The organism is Tabrizicola flagellatus, assembly GCF_046295235.1.
Classification (GTDB): domain Bacteria; phylum Pseudomonadota; class Alphaproteobacteria; order Rhodobacterales; family Rhodobacteraceae; genus Tabrizicola; species Tabrizicola flagellata_A.
The window spans coordinates 23746-33280 of record NZ_JBKBLV010000017.1 but is presented as its reverse complement, the minus strand read 5'-3'; the positions used below and the strand labels follow the sequence as shown (position 1 = coordinate 33280).

11 protein-coding genes are annotated in these 9535 nt (G+C 68.9%); 6 read left to right on the top strand and 5 right to left on the bottom strand.

All coding sequences use genetic code 11. From position 1 onward, the window contains the following. From ACK4IU_RS09325 to ACK4IU_RS09310, 4 genes are all read right to left on the bottom strand, one after another. Positions 1–185 (bottom strand): hypothetical protein (locus ACK4IU_RS09325; protein WP_409734149.1); only part of this gene is annotated, 185 nt, incomplete at its 3' end. Positions 186–545: 360 nt separating this feature from the next. Next, the gene (locus ACK4IU_RS09320) at positions 546–797 is read right to left on the bottom strand and encodes a hypothetical protein (RefSeq protein ID WP_409734147.1); all 252 of its coding nucleotides are present in this window, start codon (positions 795–797) and stop codon (positions 546–548) included. 185 nt (positions 798–982) lie between these two features. Further along, a complete protein-coding gene (locus ACK4IU_RS09315; RefSeq protein WP_409734144.1) occupies positions 983–1222 on the bottom strand; it encodes a hypothetical protein in 240 nt (79 codons plus the stop codon). Positions 1223–1419: 197 nt separating this feature from the next. After that, a complete protein-coding gene (locus ACK4IU_RS09310) occupies positions 1420–2406 on the bottom strand; it encodes a 2-hydroxyacid dehydrogenase (protein ID WP_409734141.1) in 987 nt (328 codons plus the stop codon). Positions 2407–2539: 133 nt separating this feature from the next. Between ACK4IU_RS09310 and ACK4IU_RS09305 the strand changes: the two genes are divergently transcribed. Genes ACK4IU_RS09305 through ACK4IU_RS09285 form a run of 5 tightly spaced genes read left to right on the top strand, consistent with a single transcriptional unit; the run spans position 2540 to position 7491 of the window. Further along, the gene (locus tag ACK4IU_RS09305) at positions 2540–3112 is read left to right on the top strand and encodes an SH3 domain-containing protein (RefSeq protein WP_409734138.1); all 573 of its coding nucleotides are present in this window, start codon (positions 2540–2542) and stop codon (positions 3110–3112) included. Further along, a complete protein-coding gene (locus ACK4IU_RS09300; RefSeq protein ID WP_409734135.1) occupies positions 3096–4022 on the top strand; it encodes a cation diffusion facilitator family transporter in 927 nt (308 codons plus the stop codon). The genes ACK4IU_RS09305 and ACK4IU_RS09300 overlap by 17 nt, the downstream gene beginning before the upstream one ends. Before the next feature lie 48 nt (positions 4023–4070). Continuing rightward, positions 4071–4730 carry a TetR/AcrR family transcriptional regulator gene (locus tag ACK4IU_RS09295; RefSeq protein WP_409734132.1) on the top strand — a complete coding sequence of 220 codons (660 nt, stop codon included), beginning with the start codon at positions 4071–4073 and terminating at the stop codon, positions 4728–4730. Further along, positions 4727–5914 carry a pyridoxal phosphate-dependent aminotransferase gene (locus ACK4IU_RS09290; RefSeq protein WP_409734129.1) on the top strand — a complete coding sequence of 396 codons (1188 nt, stop codon included), beginning with the start codon at positions 4727–4729 and terminating at the stop codon, positions 5912–5914. Before ACK4IU_RS09295 ends, ACK4IU_RS09290 begins: the two co-directional genes overlap by 4 nt. Next, on the top strand, positions 5911–7491 hold the full coding sequence (locus ACK4IU_RS09285) for a 5-guanidino-2-oxopentanoate decarboxylase (protein WP_409734126.1): 1581 nt from the start codon (positions 5911–5913) through the stop codon (positions 7489–7491). Before ACK4IU_RS09290 ends, ACK4IU_RS09285 begins: the two co-directional genes overlap by 4 nt. On the opposite strand, the gene ACK4IU_RS09280 is transcribed toward ACK4IU_RS09285, so the two are convergent. Beyond that, positions 7479–8624, bottom strand: coding sequence for an MFS transporter (locus ACK4IU_RS09280; protein ID WP_409734123.1), 1146 nt, complete (start codon positions 8622–8624; stop codon positions 7479–7481). The two genes, ACK4IU_RS09285 and ACK4IU_RS09280, sit on opposite strands and share 13 nt — an antisense overlap. A 204-nt stretch (positions 8625–8828) precedes the next feature. Here ACK4IU_RS09280 and ACK4IU_RS09275 point away from each other — a divergent pair, with 204 nt between their 5' ends. Continuing rightward, positions 8829–9434: a 50S ribosomal protein L25/general stress protein Ctc gene (locus ACK4IU_RS09275; protein WP_409734120.1), complete on the top strand. Its 606-nt coding sequence runs from the start codon at positions 8829–8831 to the stop codon at positions 9432–9434. Positions 9435–9535 lie beyond the last annotated feature (101 nt).

Genomic DNA, 9535 nt, shown 5'->3' with positions numbered 1-9535 from the left:
CCGCAGGCCAGCGCGCAGAGCAGCACGATGCCGACCACGACCGGGACGATCCACCCGGAACGCGGCGTTTCCGCGACAACCTCGGGCTGACCCTCTTCCTCGACGACGACCGGACCACCGGCCTGAGCCGCAGCCGACGCCAGAGCAATCGAGACGGCCAGAACGCCTGATGCAATAGTCTTCATTCCCGGACTTCCTTCCATGAGCGCCACAGATGCGGCGGGTTGCATGCAACCTGGATACTCTGCGTCCCGCAAAAGACAAGCGTTCGGGGGGGCGTGAGGAACGAACGACCCGCGTGCCTGCATCCGACCTGTTGCGGTCCGGATGGGGCAGTCACCATGGGATCGCAAGAGATCGCCGGGTGCCGCAATGGACCACGCGATCCGGGCAGCGTCCGGAGATCAGGCGCGATCGTAACAGACAAGGGCTGACCGCGACGCCGATTTCCCCGGATCGGCATGAGCTGCGCACCCTGCCATAACCAGAAAAGCGCGGCGGCCGAACCCGACCGCCGCGCCGTAATCACAGTCCGAAGCCGATTATCAGGGGACCGGCGGGGCCGGCGGGGCCGGCGGGGCCGGGGTCGGCACGGTCGGCGCCGGGTCATCGTCGTTGCCGCAAGCAATCGCGCAGACCAGCACCAGGCCAACGATGACCGGAACGATCCAGCCCGAGCGGGGCTTCGCGGCTTCGACTTCGACCGCGGGCTCTTCCTCGACGACAACCGGGCCACCTGCATAGGCGGCCGACGAGATCATTGCAGCCGTCAGCAGCGACGCAGCAAACTTCTTCATGGCATTTCCTTTCTCTTGTCCGGATACGTCCGGGGAACGATTGAACGCTAGGCGCCTGCCCGGATCTGCACAACGGATTCGTGATTTCTGTCAAGAATGAGTCGCCGAAGTTGGCTTTCTTGCAACAGAAGTCAGGCGAAAACCGGACCATGCGCCCCTCACGGGGGGCGCATCTCCGACTTGGATCACTTGCCCGGATCGGGGGTCGGCGTGACCGGGACCGGGTCGCTGCCGTTGTTGCCGCAGGCTACGAGGCAGGCCAGCACGAGAAGGCCGATCACCGGCAGGAGGCCAACGCTGCTTGCCGGCTTTTCGGCAACCATCTCGTCGTTGCCCTCCTCGATGATGACGGGACCTCCGGCCTGGGCAACGGACGTGGACAGGACCATGGCCGCCACAGCCAGCGACGCAAGCAAACTCTTCATGTATTTCCCCCATTGGCTACGGGACGCGGCTTTCCCGCCGGCGCCCTCCCTTCTGCGGTAATGCGTCAAGCCGGGGCAGGCAATCAATTCACCTTGCCGGAAACGGTTTCTCCACAGGATTTCGCCGATTTTCATCTATAGGTTGCGCACTGCCCCGACTTTCCGTCAAGATGAGCGACAAGCAGGTGGGCGGCCTGTCAGACCATGCCCGGAACCACCTGATCCGGTGGCCGATGCCCATCGGCGAAGGTCTTGATGTTGATGATGACCTTCTCGCCCATCTCGATCCGGCCCTCGATCGTCGCCGATCCCATGTGCGGCAGCAGGACCACGTTCGGCAACTCGATGAGCCTCGGGTTGATGTCGTTGCCCTGCTCGTAGACATCCAGCCCCGCCCCGGCCAGCTCCCCGGCCCGAAGCGCCCGCGTCAGGGCGTTCTGGTCGATCACTTCGCCGCGCGAGGTATTCACGACCACGGCCGAGGGCTTCATCAGCTTCAGCCGCCGCGCGTTCAGCAGATGGAAGGTCGAGGGGGTATGCGGGCAGTTGACCGACACGATGTCCACCCGCGCCAGCATCTGATCCAGGCTTTCCCAGTAGGTCGCCTCGTGTTCGGCCTCGATTTCGGGGCGCAACCGCTTGCGGTTGTGGTAATGCACCTGAAGCCCGAAGGCCCTGGCCCGCCGTGCCACCGCCTGGCCGATTCGTCCCATCCCCAGGATCCCCAGCCGCCGCCCGCCCAGCCGGCCGCCGAGGTTGGCCATCGGCGACCAGCCGGTCCAGCCGCCCGACTGCATCAGGTGCAACCCCTCGGGAATGCGGCGGATCACCGCCAGCATCAGCGCCATCACCATGTCCGCCGTGTCCTCGGTGGAGACGCCCGGCGTGTTCGACACCAGGATCCCGCGCTGCCGCGCGGTCGAGACGTCGATATGGTCGAACCCCGCGCCATAGTTGGCGATCAGCTTCAGCTTCTCGCCGGCCTGCGCCAGAAGCCCGGCGTCGATCTTGTCGGTGATCGTCGGTACCAGCACGTCCGCCCGCCTCATTGCCGCGGCCAGCTCCTCGCGCGTCATCGGCAGGTCGGGATCGCGCAACTCGACGTCGAACAGCTCCTTCATCCGCGTCTCGACCACCTCGGGCAGACGTCGCGTCACGACCACAGTCAGGCGGCTGGCAGGCATGGCGTTCTCCCCGACACTTCCAAATCCGGCGTCCTTGGGGCAAGGTGCCGCCAAGCGGGGCGATGCACAAGACCCAGGTAAAGCGGTAACGATGGCGGTGACGCACGGGATGCGGCACCCGATGAGGCGGCAGATGATTCGGATCGCAGGCGTCGTGGCACTTCTGGGCGCGCTCGGCGGCAGCGCGCTCTCGGCGCAAGAGGGCGAGGCGCCGGCCGGCACCGGGATGCCCTCGGCACTGCCCTCCGAGAAGCCCCCTGAAAAGCAATGCCGGCCCGATGTCGGCTGCGTCACCAACCTGCCCCTGCCCCGCTTCGTCTCGCTCAAGGGCTCCGAGGGCAATGCCCGCCGCGGTCCCGGCCTGACGCATCGGATCGACTGGGTCTTTACCCGCGCCGGCATGCCGCTGAAGATCACCGCCGAATACGAGAACTGGCGCCGGGTCGAGGATGCCGAGGGCGCGGGCGGCTGGGTGCATTACTCGCTTTTGTCCGGAGTGCGCACGGTGCTGGTGACGCTGGACATGGCCGAGCTTCGCACGGCCCCCGACGACGGTGCCGCCGTCATCGCCCAGGCCGAGCTGGGCGTCGTCGGGCGGATCCTGGAATGCAACATCGACTGGTGCCGCGTCGCCTTCGACGGGACGCGCGGCTGGATCCGGAAAACGGCCGTCTGGGGTGTGAAGCCCGATGAAATCATCGACTGATCCGCAACCGGGAACCACGGGACTTGCGATCTCGGCCGGGATCGCCTCGGTCCTGGTCGCGGTCATCCTTGTCGGGCTGAAGCTCTGGGCGCTGGTCGAGACCGGCGCCCTGTCCATCGCCGCCTCGCTGGCCGACAGCGCGATGGACCTGATCATGTCGCTGGGCGCGGCGGCGGCCATTGTCTATGCGGCCTTGCCCGCCGACGAGGACCATGCCTTCGGCCATACCTCGGCCGAGGACCTTGCCGCGCTGGCGCAATCGGCCTTCATCATGGTCTCGGCCGGGCTGATCGGCTGGGCCGCCGCGCTGCGGCTGGCATCGGACATGCCGCCGCAACTGGCCTCGGAACGGCAGGGCCTGGTGGTCATGGTCATCTCCATCGTCCTGACCCTCGCCCTTGTCTGGTGGCAGGGCCGGGTGGCGCGGCGGACCGGCAGCAAGGTGGTGGCGGCCGACCGGCTGCATTACCTCGGCGACCTCCTGCCCAGCCTGGGCGCGATCCTCGCGCTCTGGGTCTCCAGCCGCTACGGCATCGGTTCGGTCGATGCGGTGGTCGCGCTTCTCGCCGCCGGCGTGATGGCGGTCGGCGCGCTGCGGATCGGCAAGGACGCCTGGGATGCGCTGATGGACCGCGCCGCCGATCCCGCGATCCTGGACGGCATCGCCGCCATCGCCCGCGACTGGCCCGGCGTGCGCGGGTTCCACGACCTCAAGACCCGGCGCGCCGGCAGCCGCGTCTTCGTCAACCTGCATATCGAACTGGACGGCGACCAGTCCCTGCGCGAGGCGCATGACATCGGCGCCGGCCTGCGCCGCGCCATCCTTGCCGCCTATCCGCAGGCCGATGTCATCATCCACAAGGACGTGCACGGCGAAGCCGGACGCATGCCTCCGCCGCCGTCCGGTTGACTTCGCCCGGCGGCCGGGTGATTATACGGGCGTATAACTGGTGACCCGATGCAACCCTCCCGCCGCCTCTACCGCCGCGAAAGCGAAGAAAACCGCCGTTCGGCGCTGATCGCGGCGACGCAGGAACTGGTGGCCGAAGGCGGGCCCGAGGCGGCAACCGTGCGCGCAATTGCCGAACGCGCCGGGGTCACGCCCGGGCTGATCCGGCACTATTTCCAGTCCAAGGACGAGCTGAACCGCGCCGCCTATCGCAGCCTGATGGACGGGATGACCGCCAAGGGCTCGGACGCGATCGAGGGCGTCGGCGCCGCGCCGGAGGAACGGCTGGTCGCCTTCATCGCCGCCTCGCTGCGCCCGCCGGTGCTGGATGCCGGGGCGGTGGTCCTCTGGGCCGGCTACATGCACAAGGTGCGCAGCGACCCCGAACTGATGGCGGTGCACGAGGCCGCCTACCTCGCCTACCGCGACACGTTGCAGAAGCTGATCGAACAGCTCCCGCGCGAGACGCGGCCGGGCCAGACCCGGCGCGAGGCCATCGCCTGCAACGCGCTGATCGACGGGCTCTGGGTCGAGGGCTCGCTTCTCTCCGCCACCTTCGCCCCGAGCGAGGTCATCAGCATCGGCCTGCAGTCGGCCGGCGCCATCCTTGGGGTTGACCTGATGGCGCATACCTCCAGACTGCCGGAATTCGACAGGATATCATCATGAAATACGCATCCGTCACCGACCGACTGGCGGGGCTCGCCGGGGCAAAATGGGCGCTGCACGCCCGCGCCCGGGCGATGAAGGCCTCGGGCGAGGACATCATCGAGCTGACGATCGGCGAGCCCGACGTGCCGACCCCCGCCCGCTTCATCGAGGCCGCCAGCCGCTCGATGGCCGCGGGCCGCACCGGCTATTCCAACGGGAGGGGCGAGCCGGGCGTGGTCGCGGCGCTGGCCGCGCGCTATTCCGCCCGGCGCGGGCGCGAGATCACCCGCGACCAGGTCATGTGCCTGCCCGGCACGCAGACCGTGCTTTACGCCGTCCTGCGCGCAATGGCCGAGGCCGGCGACGAGGTGCTGATCGGCGACCCGATGTATGCCACTTACGAGGGCCTGATCGCCCAGACCGGCGCGACCGCCGTGCCGGTGCCCCTGCGCCCCGAACATGGCTTCCGCATGCAGGTGGCCGATGTCGCCGCCCGGATCACCCCGCGCTCGCGCGTGCTGTTCCTGAACACCCCGCACAACCCGACCGGCGCGGTGCTGCGGGTGGACGACCTGCGCGCGCTGGGGGCGCTGGCAAAGGCGCACGACCTCTGGATCCTTTCGGACGAAGTCTACGAGGACATGGTCTTTCCGAATGTCCCCTTCGCCTCGCCGCTGGATCTGCCCGAGCTTGCCGAGCGGACGGTCATCGCCTCTTCGATCTCCAAGTCCCATGCCGCGCCGGGCTTCCGCTCCGGCTGGTGCATCGGCCCGGCCGAGTTCTGCGCCCGCCTGCTGCCGCTTTCAGAAACCATGCTTTTTGGCTCGCAGCCCTTCATCGCCGACTTGACCGAACTTGCAGTTTCCGAACCTTCGCCCGTCGCGGCGGGGATGGTGGACCGCTTCTCGCGCCGCGCGGCCCTGCTGGCGCGGGTGCTCGACGGCGTCGCCGGCCTGCGCGTCCACCGGCCCGAGGCGGGCATGTTCGCACTGGTCGACGTGCGGGCGACCGGCCTGTCGGGCGAGGCCTTCGCCCAGGGCCTGCTCGACCGCCAGAAGGTCGCGGTGATGCCCGGCGAAAGCTTCGGCGCCGGGCTTCAGGGCTGGCTGCGCCTGTCGCTGACCCAGCCCGACGACCGCACCGCCGAGGCCGCCAACCGCATCGCCGCCCATGCGGCCAGCATCCTGGGGAACGCAGCATGACCACCGTCGGCATCCGTCTGGTCGAGGGCCTGATCGCCCGCGGCATCGACACCGTGTTCGGGATCCCCGGCGTCCACACCATCGAGCTTTACCGTGGCCTCGCCGCCGCCGGCGACAAGATCCGCCATGTCACGCCCCGCCATGAACAGGGCGCGGGCTTCATGGCCGACGGCTATGCCCGCGTCGCGGGAAAGCCGGCGGCGGCCTTCGTCATCACCGGGCCGGGCCTGACCAACATCCTTACCGCCATGGCCCAGGCCAGGGCCGATTCCGTGCCGATGCTGGTCGTCTCGGGTCTCGGCCGCAGCGACACGCTGGGCAAGGGGCTGGGGCGGCTGCACGAACTGCCCGACCAGGGGGCGATGATCGCGCCCCTCTGCCATACCGAGACGGTGACCGATCCGAAGAAGCTGGGCGAGGTGCTGGACCGCGCCTTCGCCGCCATGACCGCCGGGCGTCCCGGCCCCGCGCATATCCAGATCTCGACCAACATGATGGGCCAGCCCTGCCCGGAACTGCCGCCGCCCGTGGTCTCGGGCAGCGCGGTGCCCCTGCCGCTCGGCCGGCTCCGCAGCCTCGCCACCACGCTGAACGAGGCCGAGCGGGTGGTGATCCTCGCCGGCGGCGGCATCCGCGGGGCCGAGCAGCACCTGGTCCGTCTCGCGGAATCGATCGACGCGCCCGTGGTGCAGACGGTGAACGCGAGGGGCGCGATGTTCGGCCACCGGCTCGCGGTGCCGGCCTCGCCCAGCCTGACCTCGGTGCGGAAGCTGATCGCAGAGGCCGACCAGATCCTCGCAATCGGCACCGAACTCGGGCCGACCGACTATGACATGTATGTCAACGGCCGGGTGCCGAACCTGTCGAACATGATCCGCATCGACATCTGCGCCGAGCAGCTGGCGCGCCACCCGGCAAGGTTTCCGGTCAAGGCCGATGCCGGGGCGCTTATGGCGGCGCTGATGCCGATGACGATCCGGGCGAACCGCGAGGGCTCCGAGCGCGCCGCCGCCGTGCGCGAGGCGGCGCGGGCCGAGCTTGCCACGCTGAACCCGATGATGCCCGCCCAGCTGGAAATGGTCGAGGCGATCCGCGACGCCATGCCCGAGGCGATCATCGTCGGCGACAGCACCCAGCCGGTCTATGCCGCGAACCTCTTCTACGACCACGACCGTCCCGGCGGCTGGTTCAACGCCGCCACCGGCTACGGCGCGCTGGGTTACGCCCCCGGCGCAGCCGTCGGCGCCGCCATCGCCGCGCCGGGCGTGCCGGTCGTCTGCCTGATCGGCGACGGCGGGTTGCAGTTCTCGCCGGGCGAAGTCCGCACCGCGCTGGACGAGAACCTGCCGATCACCTTCGTGGTCTGGAACAACGCCGGATTCCGCGAGATCGCCGAGGCGATGCGCCAGGCCAAGGTGCCGGTCCTCGGCTGCGACCCTTCGCCTCTGGACATGGAGCATTTCGCCATGGCCTGCGACCTGCCCTTTGCCCGGGTGGCGCAGGATCCGTCCGAACTGGCCGAGATCCTGGATACACCGCAGGACGGCCCGCGGTTCCTCGAGGTTCAGGCCCTCTGACGCGCAAGAAGCGGCGCCAGCAGGAACACCATTCCGACAAGGCAAGCCGCCCAGACGAAGGCAAAGCGCAGCCCGAAGGTCCCCGCGATCAGGCCCAGCAGCGGCGGGCCGACGAAATAGCCGAAATAGCCCAGCTGCGTCGCGCGGGCGATGGCGCGGGCGCGGGCTTCGGGCGCGCTGAACTGGCCGACCAGCGAAAAGGCCGTGGGCGCCAGAACCGAAGCGCCGATCCCCATGACGAAGAAGCCGAGGTAGGCCACCGCCGGACCGCCGGCCGCCGCGACGACCAGCGCCCCCGCCGCTGCGATCACCGCGCCCGCCCGCAGGATGGTGAAGGGATCGACCCTTCCGGCGATCCACTGCCCGCCCAGCCGCGCGAAACCCATGGTCAGCGCCAGCAGCGCCGGTCCCAGCGCCCCCTCCTCGGGGCTGCCGCCCAGCGATTTCTCGATATGCAGCGCCGACCAGTTCTCGGCCGCGTTCTCGGTCATGAAGGCGATCAGCACGATGCCGCCGCCGATCACCGGCACCAGACCCAGCGGCACCGCGCTGCCGTCCCTCGGCTTGCGCAACCCCTCGATGCGGCCGTTCCGCTCCAGCGTCAGGGCCGCGCAGGCAAGGCCCACCGCCGCCATGGTGCCCATCACCGCCCCCGGCCCCCAGCCCGCGCCGCGCAGCAGGCCGGTCACGACCGCGCCCCCGGCATAGCCGAAGGAATAGGCGGCATGGGTCAGGTTCATCAGGTGCAACCCGCGCGCCGTCTCCATCGCCGCGACGCGGGCGTTCATCAGCACGTCGGTCAGCCCGGTCGCGGCACCGGCGCAGGCCATCGCGATCGGGAACATCCAGACGACCGAGGCCTGCCCGGGCAGCGCGAAGGCACAGGCCATCAGCGCCACCGACAGCGGCAGCGCGGCCCGGCCCAGCGCCGCGCCGAAGGCAGGCGCCGCCAGCATGGCGCTGATCGCGGCGATCGGGGTCAGGAAAATCAGCAGGCCAAGTTCCGCCTCGTCCACGCCCAGCATGGCCTTCAGGTCCGGCAGCACCGCCGCGAAGGTGCCCCAGAGCACGCCCATCGCCGCAAAGGCCGCGATCGCGGGGCGGGCATAGAGGACAACGGGCAACGAGATCATCGGACGGGGCCTTCGGCGCAGCGAACCCGACAGCTATCCCGCCCGCCCGGTTCCATCGCTTCCGCCCGCGACGCCCGGGCAGGCTGAAAACGACACCGTCGGATGGCAACTTCCCGCTTTCCTTCGCCCCGATTCGTCGCTATAGCCCCCCGGTCGCGCCATGCACCCTTGGAGGATGGCGGGCTTACACATGGAGAAGAACCTATGGCACGCAAGATCATCGATCTGAACGCCGAGGTACGGACGGGGACAGGCAAGGGGGCCGCCCGTCAAGCCCGCCGCGAGGGCTACGTACCTGGCATCATCTACGGCGACGGGGCTGAACCCCAGCCGATCAAGGTGAAATACAACTACCTCCTGACCAAGCTGAAGCAGGGCCGGTTCCTGCAGACGCTCTTCAACCTCAAGGTCGAAGGCCAGCCCGACGTGCATGTCGTGTGCCGGGGCGTGCAGCGCGACGTGGTCAAGGACCTGCCGACGCATGTCGATTTCATGCGCATCCACGATGACAGCCGGATCGAGCTGTTCATCCATGTCGAATTCGTCAACCACGAAGCCTCGCCGGGCCTCAAGCGCGGCGGCACGCTGACCGTGGTCCGTCCGGAAGTGGAACTGGAAGTCACTGCGGGCGACATTCCCGATCACATCACGGTCGACCTGACCGGCAAGAAGATCGGCGATGTCATCCACATCAACGACGTGGAGCTTCCTGCCGGTGTGAAACCGACCATCGCGCGGAACTTCGTGATCGCGAACATCGCCGCGCCGTCGGGCCTCGTTTCGGAAGAGAACGCCGAAGCCTCGGCCTGAGCCGTCTCGACCCCGACACGCTGCGGGGGGCCCTCGGGCCCCCCGTTTGCATTTCGGGCAGGGCTCGTCGATGACTTCGTCACTCCGCGCGCCCCACCGCG

What these genes read in the sequence shown, in the direction of transcription:
- ACK4IU_RS09295 (WP_409734132.1), top strand. Translation starts at nt 4,071, where the DNA reads ATGCAACCCTCCCGCCGCCTCTACCGCCGCGAAAGCGAAGAAAACCGC.
- ACK4IU_RS09290 (WP_409734129.1), top strand. Translation starts at nt 4,727, where the DNA reads ATGAAATACGCATCCGTCACCGACCGACTGGCGGGGCTCGCCGGGGCA.
- ACK4IU_RS09280 (WP_409734123.1), bottom strand. Translation starts at nt 8,624, where the DNA reads ATGATCTCGTTGCCCGTTGTCCTCTATGCCCGCCCCGCGATCGCGGCC.
- ACK4IU_RS09275 (WP_409734120.1), top strand. Translation starts at nt 8,829, where the DNA reads ATGGCACGCAAGATCATCGATCTGAACGCCGAGGTACGGACGGGGACA.
- ACK4IU_RS09305 (WP_409734138.1), top strand. Translation starts at nt 2,540, where the DNA reads ATGATTCGGATCGCAGGCGTCGTGGCACTTCTGGGCGCGCTCGGCGGC.
- ACK4IU_RS09310 (WP_409734141.1), bottom strand. Translation starts at nt 2,406, where the DNA reads ATGCCTGCCAGCCGCCTGACTGTGGTCGTGACGCGACGTCTGCCCGAG.
- ACK4IU_RS09320 (WP_409734147.1), bottom strand. Translation starts at nt 797, where the DNA reads ATGAAGAAGTTTGCTGCGTCGCTGCTGACGGCTGCAATGATCTCGTCG.
- ACK4IU_RS09315 (WP_409734144.1), bottom strand. Translation starts at nt 1,222, where the DNA reads ATGAAGAGTTTGCTTGCGTCGCTGGCTGTGGCGGCCATGGTCCTGTCC.
- ACK4IU_RS09285 (WP_409734126.1), top strand. Translation starts at nt 5,911, where the DNA reads ATGACCACCGTCGGCATCCGTCTGGTCGAGGGCCTGATCGCCCGCGGC.
- ACK4IU_RS09300 (WP_409734135.1), top strand. Translation starts at nt 3,096, where the DNA reads ATGAAATCATCGACTGATCCGCAACCGGGAACCACGGGACTTGCGATC.